This window comes from Thermosynechococcus sp. TG215 (genome assembly GCF_031583455.1).
GTDB lineage: Bacteria > Cyanobacteriota > Cyanobacteriia > Thermosynechococcales > Thermosynechococcaceae > Thermosynechococcus.
In genome coordinates this window covers 1,163,709-1,179,181 of the sequence record NZ_CP134178.1, presented here as the reverse complement: position 1 = coordinate 1,179,181, position 15,473 = coordinate 1,163,709, and the positions used below count along the sequence as shown (strand labels likewise).

Here is a 15,473-nt window from a genome sequence, read left to right as displayed (position 1 = left end):
TTACGGATTCGGGGTTGCTGGTGTCGTGGGTGCCGGTGAGGGTGTGACGGCTTCGGCGGTGGGGGGCACGGCTTCCTCGCGGGGGGGACGGCGTTCGGGCACTGGTAGATGGAAAAAGATCGCAGCCATGACGGCTAAGCTAGCAGCGCCAATCCCCAAAGGCATCAGTTGTTTGCGCAAAGGCACAGCAGGGGCGATCGCCTGCCGGGGGAGGGAATGGAATGTTGGTATCAGGGTAGGCAGTGTTTGGCTATCACTACAGAGTTGATCCAATGCCTCCACTAAATCCGCTAGCTGCAACCAAGTGAGCTGCACTTCTAGGGTTTCACCAGCGCCATTCTGGGCAGGGGTATCGGCATTTTCTGTAGGCGAGCCTTGCAATAGCTGGCGGGGAATATGCAGCACTACCTGATTAGAGGCCTGAATCTCGACCTGAATCGGGTACTGGGGCGATCGCCGTAACTTAACACCACTCAACCACGTTTGCGCTGCTGCAGGCACACTATTGAGCAATGCCACAAGGAATTCTTTCCCGCCCTTGACCCGCTGATTCTGGCCAATAATCTCCCACTCGCAGAGGGTGACAATATCCAACTGCTCTGCGCCGGCTTGACCACTCAGCCCTTCAATTCGCAGTGTGCAATTGGGCAATGAATACTGGCGTTGCAGCAGCATTAACTTACTTCCCCATCAAATAAACTAAACCAAAGGCGTTCCATGCCCTTTGTGCCTGCACAGAGCAGAAGTTGTGCCAACAGCTTTAGACCCAACTCATTGAGGGCTTGGTTATTTTTGTAGAGAAAGAGACCCGATCGCTGGAGGTTCATGCGTTTGCGAAAATGGCGGCGAAAGCGGTCTAAATACTCCGCCAAGGGGGCATAGGTTTCCGGGGGCAAATTTTGCGCCTGCAATTGATCCAACACCAAAAGTAAATGCCGCAGGATTGCCGTCTGCCGCCGCGCCACTTGCACAACCACTGCGGTGAGTGCCTTTGTTTCCGCTAAGGGCAAGGGGGTACGCTGGGTAATTTGGCGAAAGGGATTGGTGCAGCGAATTTGCCAAAATACGACCCGATTGGGGATCATCACTTGCAGTTGCAGATCTCGCAGCACTTGCAACATCAACTCAGAGGCATGCAAATCAACGCACTCTAGGGCAAGCAACAATAAGTCTAATTGCCAACGTGCCCGCCGAGGACACACACTCACCCCTTGGGGGTCGGGCAGTGCTGCCAACATCGGAGGTAATAGCTCAACTTCAGGGGATTCGATTGTTGCTGGCATTGAGTTTGCCGTTTCCATACTCTCTAGAGTGCTCACTATACAGCAATAATGACAGGACTCATGGTGAAATAGGCCTAAACGATCTTAGCCGTTTCTCCACTGACGACTGCCGCCTCTTTTTATATGTTGCCCACTGCGCTGATTTTTCGAAAAGCAGGCTAGACTTGAGGAGAACCACATGATTGTGAGGTTGCAATGAGTCAAGAGATTCCCCCCCCAGAAGCTTATGTGGTGCTTGGACTCGCTCATTGTTTTGTGCAGGTGGAGGGAAAACTCCAGCCCGTAGAGGTGATTGAGCCGATTCCCTCAGCGGCGTTGGAAGCCTTGCTCCATGGCTTGCCCACTTCTTATAGTGAAGCCCATGCCCTCACCTATGGTACAGCCCAAGATCCGCAGCAAGTGCAGCAGCAGTTTCCCCCCAGTGCCCATCTGTGTGATGACTATGGCGATCGCCTTGCAGCAGCCGCACGCACCTACATTGCCCGTCCCCAAAGTACCCGCCATATTCCCCTTGGCGAGACTTACCGCAACTTTAATACCTCCACAGAACGCAAACGGGTGCTCAACTCCGAGCGTATCGTTACCGCTGCCGACAATGTCAAACAACACGCCTACACCCACCAAGTCCTCTAACAAGTTGTCCTGATTCACGAAAGGAATGACCATGGTCAGTGAAGTGCAGCCCATCCCCGCAGCATCCCTTGACACGCCCCTAGAAAATGCGGTTGAGATTATTGAAACGGTGATTTCTAGTCTCCATCAGGGGGGCGCCCCCCTCGTTGGCCAAACGGACAGTGGCAAAATTTGGATGTTTCGCTATGGCAGTGCCGAGGTCTTTGTGCAGTTGAGTGGCCATACGGCGGAAGACTTTCTCACCATTTGGTCACCGGTACTGCCTCTGCCCGTAGCGGATGAATTGGCACTCTATCGTAAGCTCCTGACGTTGAACTGGCTCACCACCCTCGAGGCACACTTTGCCATTGCTGAAGACCAAGTCCAAGTCGTGGCTACCCGCACCCTAGGGGGGATTACTGCGGGTGAAATTTCCCGCCTAATTACGATTGTGGCGACACTCGCTGATGACTATGATGACGCCCTCAGGGCTGAGTTTAAGAGCTAATGAGGGCTTTCATATCCCGTACGGCTTGCACCATGCCCACAAGAACAGCGCGGCTGATAATCGTGTGGCCAATATTGAGTTCCTCAATGCCTTCAAGGCGGGCAATCGCCCCCACATTGGTGTAGGTCAGGCCATGGCCTGCATTCACCCGCAAGCCTAAGGATTTTGCTTGTTGGACACCATGAGCTAAAATTGCTAACTCTTGTTGTTGCGCCGCTTCCCCCTTGGCTTCGGCATAGCGACCAGTGTGCAGTTCAATAAATTGAGCCGTGGTTTTAGCGGCGGCTTCCAGTTGGGCCGGATCCGCGTCAATGAATAAACTCACAGGAATTCCTGCGCCTTGCAACGTTTGCACCACTTGGGTCAAGGGTTGCCGCTGACCCACCACATCTAGCCCCCCTTCGGTGGTGACTTCTTCGCGCCGCTCAGGTACCAACGTCACGTAATCTGGCCGAATGTCAAGGGCGATCGCCACCATTTCGGAAGTGGCAGCCATCTCTAGGTTCAAATGGGTGCGTACCGTTTGCCGCAGCAGGCGCACATCCCGCTCTTGAATATGGCGACGATCTTCCCGCAGATGTACGGTAATGCCATCAGCTCCCCCCAGTTCTGCCAAAACGGCTGCGGCTACGGGATCGGGTTCAACTGTGCGCCGCGCTTGGCGAATCGTTGCCACATGATCAATGTTGACCCCTAGGGTTGCCACTGCGATCGCTCCTTGTCGGAATAGAAGCCCAACCTTTCGGATAATACACCAAGGCAAGGTGCCATGTCGGTTGTCCGCGCTGGCCGTTTGCAACCTTTTGAGCCAGCCGATAGACTAACCCCCTAGGAGAGACAGGACAGTGGCTGATGACTTGGCGAGTACCCCGACGGCGGACTTTTGGCTGGTTTTATCCATGGCGAGGCGTGGATTGGCTGCTGTTAGGGGCTGTTTGGGCAACCACGGTCATTGGGGCGGTCTTCATCCACAGTAGTCAACTACACCTAGAGGAAAACGATAGTCTCCAGCATTTATTGGTGGGGGGGATGGGTACGATGCTTGCCCTGATCCTTGCCCGCGTTCCGGAATCGGTCTTTATGGGCAGTCATTGGGTCATCTACGGCCTGAGCTGTGCCCTGCTGCTAGCGGTTGATCTCGTGGGGGTCGAGGCCAAGGGAGCAGAGCGCTGGTTGGCGATTGGCGGCTTTAACCTGCAACCCTCGGAGTTTGCCAAAATCTCCCTCATTCTTACCCAAGCGGCGCTGTTGCACCGCATTTCAGGCCACTCTCTGAAGGGCATTCTCAGTGTCTTTGCAGCCACCGCCCCCCCCTTTTTCCTAGTTTTGACGCAGCCGGATTTGGGCACGTCTCTTGTTTTCATTGCCATTACATTGACAATGCTCTACTGGGCGAATACCCCCGGCAGCTGGATTGTCTTGATGCTTTCCCCTTTGGTGGCAGCGATTCTCGTTGCCCTGCCTCTGCCCTACCAACTGAACCTGATCCTCTGGTTGGTGTGGACACTGGCGATGGCCGTCGTCGCTTGGCGGAGCTTGCCCTTGGGCTGGGTCGGCGGCTTGGGGGGGCTGGTGCTCAATCTCGGGGGGGCTGGCTTGGGGCAACTGCTTTGGAGCGTGCTCAAGGACTATCAAAAAACCCGTATTCTCATGTTTCTTGACCCCGACAAGGATCCCCTTGGGGCTGGCTACCACTTGATTCAATCGCGGATTGCCATTGGTGCTGGTGGGCTATGGGGGCGGGGCATTTTTCAAGGCACCCAGACCCAGTTGGGATTTATTCCCGAACAGCATACAGACTTTATTTTTTCAGCGATCGCTGAGGAGACGGGCTTCATTGGCAGTTTAGTTCTCCTATGCCTCTTTTGGTTAATCGGTTTGCGCTTATTGCAAATTGCCAATAGTGCCGGTCATGACTTTGGCTCGTTGCTGGCGATCGGTCTATTTGCCATGATCCTGTTTCAAGTGGTGGTGAATATTGGCATGACCATTGGTCTGCTCCCCGTGACAGGAATGCCGTTACCGCTGGTGAGTTATGGCCGCTCAGCCCTGCTGGCGACCTATCTTGGCTTAGGGATGGTGCTCTCCGTGGCGAATCATCGCCCGCGATCGCGCTACTAACCGAGGCGCTAGCGTCCTAGTTTATTCGGAATGCCCTCACAGCCACCGGGAATCGTTTCACGGGAACGGCTACCACTCCAAGCACAGCAATAGTAGCGTTGTTCTTCGGAGAGGTTCTTGACATTGGTAAAGTTGACATCCTCGACCACTGCACCTGTCTGCGCCCCAGTGCGAAAGTTGGGAGGATGCAGGCGATCGCGGGGGCTGGCCTGATCAGCGGTGCCATAAAAGAAGCGAACCCGACTGAGATCGGCATTGGTGAAATCCGCCCCCTGCAAAATTGCCCCTGCTAGGTTGGCTCGTGTCAAATTACAGTTGCGAAAGAGGGTGCCTGTGAGATTGGCATCACTCAATTCGGTCCAGCGCAAATCGGTACCACTGAGATCAGCGCCCGCTAGCATGCTGCCAAGGTTAATCACCCGCACACCATACTCAATGTCTTCCTCATAGCCACCCAGCCCATCAAAAATCGCCCGTCCCAGTCGGCGATCGCGCTTCAGCGGCGAGAGTAACTTTGCGCCTGACAAAAAGCGAATGATTTTGGCCTTGCCTTCGGCATCGAGCCCCCCCAAGATGGCAGCAGTGCGTCCCTCGGCGATCGCCCGCTCCGGCGGCCAATCCTCCAATAACCCCTCATCGTCAAGAATGAGATCGGCAATCCCTTGGAAATAACTGTCAATCGTTTGCTGTTGGGTAATGCGGTTTTGTTGCGTCGTCAAATCCCGCGAGATCACGTATTGTCGCCAAGCCACATAGGCGGCCAAGAGCGCCACCAAAATCTGTCCCAAAGCACCGAAGCCCTCCGCCAGTGCCCCCACCGCATCCCAATTCGTACCTTGAAAGCGTCCTCGAATCCAGTCCATGGCGCCAGTCATGGCAATGAGTGCCACCACCGTCAAACTCAGGCCCAGTGAGGCCAAAATGAACTGCCGTTGCTGTTCCGTGAGATCTTCAGTAAACCAGTGATAGGTCGAAGTCCAGACCAAGGGGAAACTCAGTCCCCCCAGCACCAAAGCAGCCACCACACCCACCGCATCCCAATCGAGTCCCCAAGCCAGCAAGACAGTGACCATGGCGATCGGCATCAACACCGAACGCAGAGACTGCCAACCCGTGCGCCAACGATTACGAGCGGCTAACACTTTACTGAGACGCAAAGCAGCCGCCGTTTGGTTGTCACGGAGGGTCATTTTGTCTTCGCCCATCAGGATTTGGCCTACAGTTCAGGAATTAACCCAATCATAATCAGATTTTTCTTCGTTACATCCATAGAAAGTTCCCCTTCTCCCCTTAGAGAAGGCTGTACAATAATTCATAAAGTTTTCAGAAAACGTTTTGGGAGGTTATGGGTATGGATTGGCGTGTCCTGATTGTCCTGTTACCTGTCCTACTGGCTGCGGGTTGGGCAGTTCGTAACATTCTGCCCTATGCTGTCAAGCAGTTTCAAAAGCTCCTGCAAAAAGCCAAAGCAGCCTAGGACATTGATACGGCTGTATCCTCTGTGAAATTGTTGGGCAAGCGCTCCCCAAGGAACCAGACCAAGTGTGATCTTGGTTTTACTTCGGGGAGACTTTTTTATAATAGGAAGTATATTGTTAACTTTTGTAAATTAGCTTTCAGGTTACTGCCATGCCTTCCCTCGAACAGCTTGCCCATCAACTGGAAAGTCCCAATTCCCGCGATCGCCTGCTGGCGCTAGCCGCGCTACGGGATGTCCCCTCTGCGGATGCCGTACCCCTGATTAAAAAAGTCCTTTGGGACGAAAATCTACAGATTCGCTCAATGGCTGTGTTTGCCCTTGGGGTTAAATCCACACCGGAGTGCTTTGACATTCTGGTGCAGTTGCTCGAGAGTGAACCGGATTATGGTATTCGTGCCGATGCTGCGGGTGCCTTGGGCTATCTCGAAGATGGGCGTGCCTTTGAACCGCTAGTGCGCGCCTTTTATGAAGACACCGATTGGTTAGTGCGCTTTAGTGCTGCTGTGGCGCTGGGCAATCTTAAGGATCCCCGCGCGGTGGATGTATTGCGCTCGGCGCTGAAAAGTCAGGAAGTCGTGATGCTCCAAGGGGCGATCGCCGCTCTGGGGGAAATTGGCGATCCCAGTGTTGTCGAAGATATTTTGCCCTTTGTGACCGCAGAGGATTGGTTGGTACGGCAACGGCTCGCTGAAGCTCTGGGCAATCTCCCTAGCCCGAAAACCCAAGCCGCTTTGGAATACCTCGCTAAAGATGAGCATCCCCATGTGGCGACGGCAGCCCAGATTTCTTTGCAACGCTTGCAAGAGCGACTTTCCTCCGAAGTTCAGGGCCCTGGCAATTGAGATCAAACTTTTTTGCCCACTGCGGTTTCTGCCACAACTCTCTAAACTGGAAAGAAAGGCGCGGCATCCGCAGTAACCTATCTCTATGTCTATCCGAATTAAATTTCTTCCTTACCTCGTGGCAGTGCTGGTCGGGGTGGTGGGTGCGATTATTCTTTCACAACTACATTTTGCGCTCTGGTGGGAGCCAGACCTGCTGACCCAACCGCCCCCCATTGTCGAGGCAGAACCAGAAACCACTACTGTTCAGCCCTTACCCCCTCCCCAAACGCCAGCCAACCCGCAACCGAATGGGCTACGCATCAGTAATCAAACGGCCTTTCCGGTGCGCGTGGTGTTGCTCGCTGCCCGCGATCGCGCCCATCCTAATGAAGGAGCAGTTCACTGGGATTTTGCCCCCATGGAGGGCAGTATTAAGGGATTACTATTAACGCTGCCAGAGGGCAAGCTGGCACTTCAGTCAGGGGATATTGTCCTTGCTTTCACGCTGGATGGCTCCAAACGCTACTGGGGGCCCTATGTGATTGGTGAAAATAGCGAACTTCAGCGCGATCGCCAGACCCAAGAGTGGCAACTCACCCTCCGCCCCTAGCAGCAGGAAAACCAGAGGCAGAGGGCATCCCTTTTGTGATTGCTGTTTGAGTGTGGTTCTAGGGTGCTGCCTTAGCCATGGGTTTAGCCGCAGGGTGATGATTTTCTTGGGAGGTGGGGCGGGGTTGAATCACCCCATAGCCCCCATGATTGCGTTCATAGACCACGTTAATTTCTCCCGTATCGCGATTGCGGAAGACATAGAAGTCGTGATCCACCATTTCTAGGTGCTCAAGGGCTTCTTGGATACTCATGGGGGGCATGGCAAAGTATTTCATGCGCACCACTTGTTCGGGCAGTTGCGGTGTGCGATCGCCCACTAAGTCGGTCACCACTGCGGGCTCCACCACACTATTGGTGTCTTTAGCGCGGGACTTGTCTTGGCGTTTTTCTTTGAGTTTACGGAGTTTGCGCGCAATTTTGTCGGCAACGAGATCAATACTGGCGTAGAGATTTTCACTGCTTTCTTCGGCGCGAATGATGGAGCCATTGACAAAGAGGGTCACTTCAGCGGTTTGCTTGGGAGCAGTGCTACGGTTACGAGCCACGGACAGATGCACATCAACTTCATTAATCACATTTTGGAAATGATGGGTGGCTCGCTCAATTTTTTGGTTCACATAGCTGCGAATGCCATCCGTAATATCAATGTTTTTACCATGAATCACTAGCCTCATAGGGTTGCCTCCCCTGAGCAAAACAGATACATCTAAGGCTGATCTACTTCCACCCTAACATCTCCGTATCGGCGATTACAGGGTGTGCTGCCGCTCTTCACCTTTATTCGTGTTCTGTGATAATTCTTATCCTCTAGCTCTTGACAATCTGGCACCCCCTATGAAAACTGCCCTTGGTTGGCATTGTGCCTTGGGGATCATTCCCTACCGCGATGCTTGGCGCTGGCAACAGCAACTGGTGGCTGAGCGCTGCCACAATCCCACTGCCCGAGATGTCCTGCTCACTTTGGAGCATCCCCCCATCTACACCCTTGGTCAAGGGGCAACCACCGCCCACCTTCACTTTGATCCTGTGGCTACTGGCATTGAGGTCTTGCGCATTGAGCGCGGAGGCGATGTCACCTACCACTGCCCCGGCCAATTGGTCGCCTACCCGATTTTGAATTTACGCCGCCACCGCTGCGATTTGCATTGGTATCTCCACCAGTTGGAGGAAGTCGTGATTCAAACCCTAGGGCACTATGGCATTAAAGGGGAGCGCGTTGCTGGCCTTACGGGTGTTTGGGTAGAGGGGTACAAGGTGGCCGCAATTGGGATCAAGGTGACCCGCTGGATTACCTTCCACGGCATTGCCCTCAATGTGGTGAACGATCTAAAGGGCTTTGGGCGCATTGTCCCCTGTGGCATTGGCGATCGCCCCGTCGGGAACCTACGGCAGTTTTGTGCCAACATTACCCTAGAGGAGGTGCGCCAGCAGTTTGTGACGGCCTTTGGCCGTGTTTTTGCCCTCGAATTTGCCCCCAAAGCCCTTGCCGATCTCCTGATCCCCATCTCTAGTTGACAAACTTTAATCTTTATTTCAGGAATCGGCTGTTATGAATTGGCAACTTTCGGGGCACAATTTAAGTCTAAGTAGATTAGGATACAGGCCAACTCCCTCTCACCTGCTAGGCTAACGCTATAGGAACCTCAGCTTTATCAGTGCGAGTCGTCATCTTCATCGCGATAAATCTTTTATCTACATTCTTCCTTGCCAAATACTGTTTAGAATCTGTGCTGCTATGATGAACTCCGCTTCCAAAACCCCATCCCCGACACCCACTGTTAGCACCGATATGGTGCGCACCTACCTACAGGAAATTGGACGCGTGCCGCTGCTGACCCATGAGCAGGAAATTATTCTGGGTAAACAAGTGCAGCAAATGATGGCACTGCGGGAAAAACGCGAGGCTCTCACCAAGGAACTGGGACGTGAACCAACCTTTGAAGAATGGGCGGCGGCCTCTCATCTCACGCCGGCGGAATTGCGCAATCTCCTTAAGCGCGGCGAACGCGCCAAGCAAAAAATGATTGAAGCCAACCTACGGCTGGTGGTTTCGGTGGCCAAGAAGTATCAAAAACGCAACCTTGAATTGCTGGACTTGGTGCAAGAGGGCACCCTTGGCCTTGAACGCGGTGTGGAAAAGTTTGATCCCACGCGCGGCTATAAGTTCTCTACCTATGCCTACTGGTGGATTCGTCAGGCCATTACGCGGGCGATCGCCCAACAGGGGCGAACCATTCGGCTGCCCATCCACATTACCGAGAAGCTGAACAAGATCAAACGCACCCAACGCGAATTGGCGCAAAAATTGGGACGGAGTGCAACCCCTGCTGAGGTGGCAGCAGCCCTAGAACTCGAACCGGAGCAAATTCGTGAATACCTGACCCTTGCGCGCCAACCCGTTTCCCTTGATCTGCGCGTTGGGGACAATCAGGACACTGAACTCGGTGAACTGCTCGAGGATGACAGTCTTTCGCCAGAGCAATTTACTACGGTGGAGTCCCTCCGCGATGATGTCAACCTGTGGCTGGCGGAACTTACCCCGCAACAACGGCAAGTCCTCACCCTGCGCTACGGGTTAGGGAATGGCCAAGAGCTGTCCCTTGCTAAGGTGGGTGAACAACTCAACCTCAGCCGTGAACGGGTGCGGCAACTGGAGCGGCAAGCCCTTGATCATCTGCGGCGGCGGCGCCAGCAAATGTATGAATACTTGGCCAGCTAAGGCGTGGATTGAGGCGCTTGATCTGCAACCCCATCCAGAGGGGGGCTATTTCCGTGAGGTCTATCGCTCAGCAGGGAGTATTCCCGCAGCGGTTTTGCCTTCAGGTTTTCAGGGGGGCGATCGCCCCTACTGTACGAGTATTTACTTTTTGCTCCCCTCCACGGCCTGTTCGCGACTGCACCGCATTGCCAGTGATGAACTGTGGCACTTTTACACGGGCAGTAGCCTGACGATTCATGTGATTCTACCAACGGGCGAGTATCAGCCCCTGCGCTTGGGGATGAATATCGATCAGGGGGAGCAATGGCAACAGGTGGTACCAGCGGGAGCATGGTTTGGAGCAACGGTGGATGCGCCAGACAGTTTTAGTCTTGTGGGGTGTACGGTGGCGCCGGGATTTGACTTTCGCGATTTTGAATTGGGCGATCGCCAGCAATTGCAGCAGCAGTTTCCTCAGCACCAGAGATTCATTGAACGCTTGACGCCCTAGACATTAAAGAGCGTTTGCAAGCGGCGACGAATCCACTGCAAGGGGGGCAGGCTTTTGATTTCTTGGGAGTTCACGAGGCCGAGTTCTTGGAGAACCTGTTGTCGTGCCGCTAGCTCGTGGGCAATCTCTTCCGCCAATTGGGGTTGAGCTTGCAGCAGGCGCTGTACCGCTGAACGATGCACCACAAATAGAACTGTTTCTTCTAACGCCCGCACTGTGGCCGATCGCGGCATTCCCGTTAGCACTGAAATTTCGCCAAAGAAATCGCCCTCATAGAGGGTGGCTAAGATTTGATCCAACTGCTCAGAGCGCACTTCCACTGATCCCTCAAGGACAATGTAAAAGGCATCCCCCGGATCGCCCTCAGAGCAGATAATTTCCCCCACACCATAAAATTGACGATTGCCCAACTCAATCAGCATTTGCAATTCCGCATTGGAGCAGCGGGAAAAGCAACTGATATTGCGCAGTAAATCAGCAAGGGAGGGTTCGGTTTTGACCATTTCAGGAGCTACTGGCTCACTCACCGCTGCGGTTTCGGGCACACTGGCCACAGAACGGTGGTAGTAATGAGCCAAGGAGCGCAGTTCCCCCAAGTCGCGCAACCGCAAATCCAACTGGGGAAAAGGCACTTCAATCTGCCGCTGCCGTAATTCCTGCTCAATGAGAAAATTGAGGGCGCTTTTAATGGGTTCAGAATCTTGGGGGCGGTTAATCCACACCAGCAATTCAAAGAGGTAGGCATTCTCGCCAAAACCGCGAAACCAAACGCTGGGGGGTGGGGTGAGCAGGACGCGCGGATCCTGACGGGCGGCACTGAGGAGCGCTTCGGTCACCAGAACCGTATCACTGCCATAGGCGACACTCACAGGGATATGGATACGGCTATCGGGACTACCGTAACTCCAGTTAACGACGTTCTTTTCAATAAAGCGGTTGTTGGGGACAATCACGTACTGGCTATCATTGGTGCGGATAATCGTAGCGCGAATTGAAATTTTCTCCACCGTGCCCAGCAGGCCATCCACTTCAATAAAATCGCCGACTTTAATCGGATGTTCCAACAAAATCGCTAAACCGCTAATAAAGTTACTGGCGAGGGTTTGCAAACCAAAACCAAAACCGATCCCCAAGACCCCCGCTAACACCGTCAGGGAACTGAGGTCAATGCCCGCGGTTTGCAGAACAACAATAAAGCCAATAAAGCTGAGGCTATAGCTAACCACACGGGTGATGGTTTCTTGGCTACCGCGATCCACCCGTAACTGCATGAGAATCCGACTCTTGAGCCACTCGCTCACCCAGCGGGAGGTAAAAATCACTGCGAGGGAGAGAAAGAGAATTAAAAAGAGAAAGTTTAGGGTAATTTGCGTCCGCCCCAACTCCATAAAGGGGGTGTTAAACACCACGGCCACCCGTTCGAGGAGAAACTGAATCGTGCTATCGATGCGCTCATGCCAAGGGGAAAGACTTTGAACCGATTGCAGAATCCAAGATAAAACGAGTGCCCAGAGTAAAATCCGCAGCGTCAGGCGCAATAGACTAGCGCCAAGGGAGAGCCAAGGCTGGGATTGTTGGCTGGCTTTTTGGTCAAGCCGCTGTTGCAGTTGATGAATCCCCAAGTTCAGCAGGAGCCAGTCCGTGAGCATCGCAATGCCAACAATCCCCACAATTTGAGCCGCTTCAATGAACGCGACCCGCAGCCGTTGAGTTCGCGCCAGTTGAGCAATGAGAATACTTGAAGGGGCTGCTGCTAAAAATAAACTGAGGTACTTCATCATGGCCCTAAAGATTGTGCGCGAGCGGCTTTAATGACTGCCACCACGTCGGCATGTTTTCCATCCAACGCCCACACCAAAGCTGTCCAAGAATTTTGATCCTTGGCGTTGAGATCTGCACCTGCTGCAATCAGTTGTTTGACCGTAGCCGTCTGTCCTTTGGCTGCTGCGGCCATTAAGGGGGTCAAACCAAAGGTCGTTTGAGCGTTGACATTGGCACCGGCGGCTAACAGTTTCTCCACAATGGCGGTATGTCCACCGCCGGCAGCAGCCATCAATGGTGTCCAACCCTCGCTGTCCCCTTGGTTAACATCGACGCCAGCGACAATCAGGGCATTGACAATCTCCGTGTGCCCCAGTTCTGCTGCCAGTGCCAGCGCTTCCGTTTTCAACTCGATACCGTTGGCGATCGCCTCCTGGACAGCGGTCAGGTCTCCTTGCTCAATGGCGGTTTCAATTTCTGTCATTCCCTGCGTCATTGCCTGTAGCCTGCCTCTAATAAAGAAAAGATAATCTATCTGAGTTAAAATGAGGTCTGCATTGAGTTCAGGATCGCATGCAATGGATATTATCACGCTCGGTTGGGTGGGTGTTCTCAGTGTCTTTACGCTCTCGATCGCCTTTGTGGTGTGGGGTCGCCACGGCATGTAGCCACCTAGGACTGGGGCAATGACGGTTTCATTGGCGGATCTTCTGGTTCTGGTGGCCTTGCTGCTGCTGATTGTCGTCACTGGTGGCATTGGCTATCTGACTTTTGCGGAGTGGCGCGATCGCCGGCGGCTGCAAGCGGAGCAAAAAGAACAACGACGGGGGCGCAAGCGTTAATGGTTGCTCCTCTACGGCTTTTGGGCGATCGCCTCCTCAGTGCCCTGCAAACCGCACTTCCTTTAGATACCTATCCCCAGCCGCTCCTGCTGCCGGCCAGTCAAGCCAAGTTTGGCGACTATCAATCCAATGTTTGCCTGAGCCTCGCCAAGCAGGTGGGCAAAGCACCCCGTGAGCTAGCCCAAGAGGTGGTGGCACATCTCAATGTTGAGGATCTCTGTCAACCCGTCGAAATTGCTGGTCCGGGCTTTCTCAATTTTCGTCTCAAGCCAGACTTTCTGGCGCGCAGCCTGCAAGCCGCTATTGGGAGCGATCGCTTGGGCATTCCGCCAGCGCGAGAGCCACGCCGGGTGGTGGTTGATTTTTCTAGCCCCAACATTGCCAAGGAAATGCACGTGGGTCACCTGCGCTCCACGATTATTGGTGACTGCATTGCCCGCATTCTTGAATTTCAAGGGCATGATGTCCTGCGGCTCAACCATGTGGGGGACTGGGGAACGCAGTTTGGCATGCTCATTGCCTACCTTGATGAGGTTTATCCCGACGCCCTCACAACCGCCAATGCCCTTGACTTAGGTGACTTGGTGACATTCTACAAAAAGGCCAAGCAACGCTTTGACAGCGATCCAAACTTTCAGCAGAAGGCACGGCAGCAAGTGGTGGCACTCCAGCAGGGAGAAGAACAGAGTCGCCGCGCTTGGCAACTGCTGTGTGAGCAATCCCGCCGCGAGTTTCAAAAGATCTACGATCTGCTGGATATTGAACTCACCGAACGAGGGGAGTCCTTCTACAATCCCTTTTTGCCCGCGGTGATTGAGGACTTAGCCGCTCTTGGCCTCGTGGTGGAGGATCAGGGGGCAAAGGTCGTCTTCTTGGAAGGTTTCACCAATAAAGAGGGGCAGCCCCAACCCTTAATTATTCAGAAGTCCGATGGGGGCTACAACTACGCAACCACGGATTTAGCCGCCCTGCGCTACCGCATTGACAAAGACCGAGCAGATTGGATTATCTATGTTACCGATGTTGGGCAGTCCACCCACTTTGCCCAAGTCTTTCAAGTGGCGCAGCGCGCGGGTTGGGTGCCGCCCCATGTCACGTTAACCCATGTCCCCTTTGGCTTAGTGTTGGGGGAAGATGGCAAACGCTTGAAAACCCGTTCTGGGGAAACGATTCGCCTGATGGATTTGTTGACGGAGGCGATCGCCCGCAGTCGAGCGGATTTAGAACAGCGCCTTGCCACTGAAGGCCGTCGTGAATCTCCAGAATTCATTGACACCGTGGCACGGGCGATCGGTATCGGTGCTGTCAAATACGCAGATCTTAGCCAAAACCGCAACAGTAACTACGTCTTTAGCTACGACAAGATGCTCTCCCTACAGGGGAATACCGCTCCCTATTTGCTCTATGCCTATGTGCGTGTCCAAGGACTGACACGGCGCGGCGACATTGATTGGCGCACCCTCTCACCAGATACCCCCCTCTTCCTAGAGGATGAGACCGAGCAAAACTTGGCCAAGCACCTTGTGCAACTGGAGGAAACCCTCGACCTTGTGAGCGCTGAGCTATTGCCCAACCGCCTCTGCCAATACCTCTTTGAACTGAGCCAGCTTTTCAACCAGTTCTACGATCGCTGTCCCATCCTCTCGGCAACTGAGCCAACGAAGCAATCCCGTCTCACCCTTGCCTATCTCACTGCTCAGACCCTGAAGCTAGGACTATCCCTACTGGGGATTCGGGTTTTGGATCGGATTTAGCGCCTTCTCGCTAGACTGGGGCGCAGCACCACTGTTGTTTCTGGAATTTTCTAGAGTGTGGGAAGCCTGTTCTCTAACCTTTTGCTGGCGGTGATCTTCCTGCTGATATGGCCGCACATGTATCTCATGCAGTGTTATTTTCGGCTATTTCGCCGTGAGTTACCCAACAGCCTAGAACTGGGCGCTTTGTTCATCATGTTCGTCATGGCAGGGGGGACAGGTCTCGGTCTGCTAGGGGGTATCGCCGTGGGTTTGGGCCTATTGCCGTGGCTTTGGCCTGAGTTGGGTCAACTATGGCAAGGGTTAACGGTGGTCGCGATCTATTTTGTGAATTCGCTGATCTGGTTTGAACTCGGCTATCGCTGGGGTCAGTGGGAAGCAAAGCGTTAAGTCTCTTCACAGTGTTGAGCCTGTTTTATTCATGGGAAAAGGGCTGTAAGATACATTGGTTGTTTGTGCGATCGCGA

Annotated in this window: 20 protein-coding genes; 13 read left to right on the top strand and 7 right to left on the bottom strand. The window is 53.8% G+C overall.

The window, feature by feature from the left end; genetic code table 11:
- Together RHJ02_RS05520 and RHJ02_RS05515 are read right to left on the bottom strand one after the other, a co-directional pair.
- Entirely contained in the window at positions 1–675 is a 675-nt protein-coding gene (locus tag RHJ02_RS05520; protein ID WP_206201421.1) for a DUF4335 domain-containing protein, read from the bottom strand.
- The gene (locus RHJ02_RS05515; protein ID WP_225901665.1) at positions 675–1,283 is read right to left on the bottom strand and encodes a DUF3038 domain-containing protein; all 609 of its coding nucleotides are present in this window, start codon (positions 1,281–1,283) and stop codon (positions 675–677) included. The genes RHJ02_RS05520 and RHJ02_RS05515 overlap by 1 nt, the downstream gene beginning before the upstream one ends.
- 195 nt (positions 1,284–1,478) lie before the next feature.
- On the opposite strand from RHJ02_RS05515, the gene RHJ02_RS05510 reads away from it, so the two are divergent.
- Positions 1,479–1,916, top strand: coding sequence for a hypothetical protein (locus tag RHJ02_RS05510; RefSeq protein WP_206201420.1), 438 nt, complete (start codon positions 1,479–1,481; stop codon positions 1,914–1,916).
- A gap of 25 nt (positions 1,917–1,941) precedes the next feature.
- Positions 1,942–2,403, top strand: a complete 462-nt coding sequence (locus RHJ02_RS05505) for a YbjN domain-containing protein (RefSeq protein WP_206201419.1) — start codon at positions 1,942–1,944, stop codon at positions 2,401–2,403.
- Here RHJ02_RS05505 and RHJ02_RS05500 read toward each other — a convergent pair.
- A complete protein-coding gene (locus RHJ02_RS05500; protein WP_206201418.1) occupies positions 2,393–3,109 on the bottom strand; it encodes a pyridoxine 5'-phosphate synthase in 717 nt (238 codons plus the stop codon). The two genes, RHJ02_RS05505 and RHJ02_RS05500, sit on opposite strands and share 11 nt — an antisense overlap.
- Before the next feature lie 146 nt (positions 3,110–3,255).
- Between RHJ02_RS05500 and rodA the strand changes: the two genes are divergently transcribed.
- Entirely contained in the window at positions 3,256–4,524 is a 1,269-nt protein-coding gene (gene rodA / locus RHJ02_RS05495) for a rod shape-determining protein RodA (RefSeq protein WP_206201417.1), read from the top strand.
- 8 nt (positions 4,525–4,532) lie between these two features.
- On the opposite strand, the gene RHJ02_RS05490 is transcribed toward rodA, so the two are convergent.
- The gene (locus tag RHJ02_RS05490; protein ID WP_255521508.1) at positions 4,533–5,714 is read right to left on the bottom strand and encodes a pentapeptide repeat-containing protein; all 1,182 of its coding nucleotides are present in this window, start codon (positions 5,712–5,714) and stop codon (positions 4,533–4,535) included.
- 155 nt (positions 5,715–5,869) lie between these two features.
- Between RHJ02_RS05490 and RHJ02_RS05485 the strand changes: the two genes are divergently transcribed.
- The 3 genes from RHJ02_RS05485 (at position 5,870) to RHJ02_RS05475 (ending at position 7,438) form a co-directional block, all read left to right on the top strand.
- Entirely contained in the window at positions 5,870–6,001 is a 132-nt protein-coding gene (locus RHJ02_RS05485) for a photosystem II protein Y (RefSeq protein ID WP_149817644.1), read from the top strand.
- A gap of 152 nt (positions 6,002–6,153) precedes the next feature.
- Positions 6,154–6,846: a HEAT repeat domain-containing protein gene (locus tag RHJ02_RS05480; protein WP_310800545.1), complete on the top strand. Its 693-nt coding sequence runs from the start codon at positions 6,154–6,156 to the stop codon at positions 6,844–6,846.
- 85 nt (positions 6,847–6,931) lie between these two features.
- Positions 6,932–7,438 carry a hypothetical protein gene (locus RHJ02_RS05475; RefSeq protein WP_302679059.1) on the top strand — a complete coding sequence of 169 codons (507 nt, stop codon included), beginning with the start codon at positions 6,932–6,934 and terminating at the stop codon, positions 7,436–7,438.
- A 58-nt stretch (positions 7,439–7,496) separates the two neighbouring features.
- On the opposite strand, the gene hpf is transcribed toward RHJ02_RS05475, so the two are convergent.
- Positions 7,497–8,114 carry a ribosome hibernation-promoting factor, HPF/YfiA family gene (gene hpf / locus RHJ02_RS05470; RefSeq protein ID WP_302679058.1) on the bottom strand — a complete coding sequence of 206 codons (618 nt, stop codon included), beginning with the start codon at positions 8,112–8,114 and terminating at the stop codon, positions 7,497–7,499.
- A gap of 160 nt (positions 8,115–8,274) precedes the next feature.
- Here hpf and lipB point away from each other — a divergent pair, with 160 nt between their 5' ends.
- From lipB to RHJ02_RS05455, 3 genes are all read left to right on the top strand, one after another.
- Entirely contained in the window at positions 8,275–8,955 is a 681-nt protein-coding gene (gene lipB / locus RHJ02_RS05465; RefSeq protein ID WP_206201412.1) for a lipoyl(octanoyl) transferase LipB, read from the top strand.
- Between the two features lie 220 nt (positions 8,956–9,175).
- Positions 9,176–10,159: an RNA polymerase sigma factor, RpoD/SigA family gene (locus tag RHJ02_RS05460; RefSeq protein ID WP_315862901.1), complete on the top strand. Its 984-nt coding sequence runs from the start codon at positions 9,176–9,178 to the stop codon at positions 10,157–10,159.
- Complete coding sequence (locus RHJ02_RS05455) at positions 10,140–10,649, top strand: cupin domain-containing protein (protein WP_206201411.1); 510 nt, start codon at positions 10,140–10,142, stop codon at positions 10,647–10,649. The genes RHJ02_RS05460 and RHJ02_RS05455 overlap by 20 nt, the downstream gene beginning before the upstream one ends.
- On the opposite strand, the gene RHJ02_RS05450 is transcribed toward RHJ02_RS05455, so the two are convergent.
- Positions 10,646–12,430, bottom strand: coding sequence for a mechanosensitive ion channel domain-containing protein (locus RHJ02_RS05450; RefSeq protein ID WP_310744932.1), 1,785 nt, complete (start codon positions 12,428–12,430; stop codon positions 10,646–10,648). The genes RHJ02_RS05455 and RHJ02_RS05450 overlap by 4 nt on opposite strands.
- A complete protein-coding gene (locus tag RHJ02_RS05445) occupies positions 12,427–12,894 on the bottom strand; it encodes an ankyrin repeat domain-containing protein (protein WP_310744931.1) in 468 nt (155 codons plus the stop codon). Before RHJ02_RS05445 ends, RHJ02_RS05450 begins: the two co-directional genes overlap by 4 nt.
- A 94-nt stretch (positions 12,895–12,988) precedes the next feature.
- On the opposite strand from RHJ02_RS05445, the gene petN reads away from it, so the two are divergent.
- From petN to RHJ02_RS05425, 4 genes are read left to right on the top strand one after another with little or no spacing between them, the layout of a single operon-like run.
- Complete coding sequence (petN, locus tag RHJ02_RS05440) at positions 12,989–13,078, top strand: cytochrome b6-f complex subunit PetN (RefSeq protein WP_011056671.1); 90 nt, start codon at positions 12,989–12,991, stop codon at positions 13,076–13,078.
- A gap of 18 nt (positions 13,079–13,096) precedes the next feature.
- Positions 13,097–13,252, top strand: coding sequence for a hypothetical protein (locus RHJ02_RS05435; protein WP_149817663.1), 156 nt, complete (start codon positions 13,097–13,099; stop codon positions 13,250–13,252).
- Positions 13,252–15,006 (top strand): arginine--tRNA ligase, encoded by a 1,755-nt coding sequence (argS, locus tag RHJ02_RS05430; RefSeq protein ID WP_310800544.1) that lies wholly within the window; start codon positions 13,252–13,254, stop codon positions 15,004–15,006. The genes RHJ02_RS05435 and argS overlap by 1 nt, the downstream gene beginning before the upstream one ends.
- A gap of 57 nt (positions 15,007–15,063) precedes the next feature.
- Positions 15,064–15,396 carry a hypothetical protein gene (locus RHJ02_RS05425; protein WP_310743493.1) on the top strand — a complete coding sequence of 111 codons (333 nt, stop codon included), beginning with the start codon at positions 15,064–15,066 and terminating at the stop codon, positions 15,394–15,396.
- The last annotated feature ends 77 nt before the right edge of the window (positions 15,397–15,473 follow it).

Bases quoted from the DNA above. Each gene is read 5' to 3' on its own strand.
- RHJ02_RS05520 (WP_206201421.1), bottom strand. From the start codon at position 675: ATGCTGCTGCAACGCCAGTATTCATTGCCCAATTGCACACTGCGAATT.
- RHJ02_RS05515 (WP_225901665.1), bottom strand. From the start codon at position 1,283: ATGCCAGCAACAATCGAATCCCCTGAAGTTGAGCTATTACCTCCGATG.
- RHJ02_RS05510 (WP_206201420.1), top strand. From the start codon at position 1,479: ATGAGTCAAGAGATTCCCCCCCCAGAAGCTTATGTGGTGCTTGGACTC.
- RHJ02_RS05505 (WP_206201419.1), top strand. From the start codon at position 1,942: ATGACCATGGTCAGTGAAGTGCAGCCCATCCCCGCAGCATCCCTTGAC.
- rodA (WP_206201417.1), top strand. From the start codon at position 3,256: ATGACTTGGCGAGTACCCCGACGGCGGACTTTTGGCTGGTTTTATCCA.
- RHJ02_RS05490 (WP_255521508.1), bottom strand. From the start codon at position 5,714: ATGACCCTCCGTGACAACCAAACGGCGGCTGCTTTGCGTCTCAGTAAA.
- RHJ02_RS05485 (WP_149817644.1), top strand. From the start codon at position 5,870: ATGGGTATGGATTGGCGTGTCCTGATTGTCCTGTTACCTGTCCTACTG.
- RHJ02_RS05480 (WP_310800545.1), top strand. From the start codon at position 6,154: ATGCCTTCCCTCGAACAGCTTGCCCATCAACTGGAAAGTCCCAATTCC.
- RHJ02_RS05475 (WP_302679059.1), top strand. From the start codon at position 6,932: ATGTCTATCCGAATTAAATTTCTTCCTTACCTCGTGGCAGTGCTGGTC.
- hpf (WP_302679058.1), bottom strand. From the start codon at position 8,114: ATGAGGCTAGTGATTCATGGTAAAAACATTGATATTACGGATGGCATT.
- lipB (WP_206201412.1), top strand. From the start codon at position 8,275: ATGAAAACTGCCCTTGGTTGGCATTGTGCCTTGGGGATCATTCCCTAC.
- RHJ02_RS05460 (WP_315862901.1), top strand. From the start codon at position 9,176: ATGATGAACTCCGCTTCCAAAACCCCATCCCCGACACCCACTGTTAGC.
- RHJ02_RS05455 (WP_206201411.1), top strand. From the start codon at position 10,140: ATGAATACTTGGCCAGCTAAGGCGTGGATTGAGGCGCTTGATCTGCAA.
- RHJ02_RS05450 (WP_310744932.1), bottom strand. From the start codon at position 12,430: ATGATGAAGTACCTCAGTTTATTTTTAGCAGCAGCCCCTTCAAGTATT.
- RHJ02_RS05445 (WP_310744931.1), bottom strand. From the start codon at position 12,894: ATGACAGAAATTGAAACCGCCATTGAGCAAGGAGACCTGACCGCTGTC.
- petN (WP_011056671.1), top strand. From the start codon at position 12,989: ATGGATATTATCACGCTCGGTTGGGTGGGTGTTCTCAGTGTCTTTACG.
- RHJ02_RS05435 (WP_149817663.1), top strand. From the start codon at position 13,097: ATGACGGTTTCATTGGCGGATCTTCTGGTTCTGGTGGCCTTGCTGCTG.
- argS (WP_310800544.1), top strand. From the start codon at position 13,252: ATGGTTGCTCCTCTACGGCTTTTGGGCGATCGCCTCCTCAGTGCCCTG.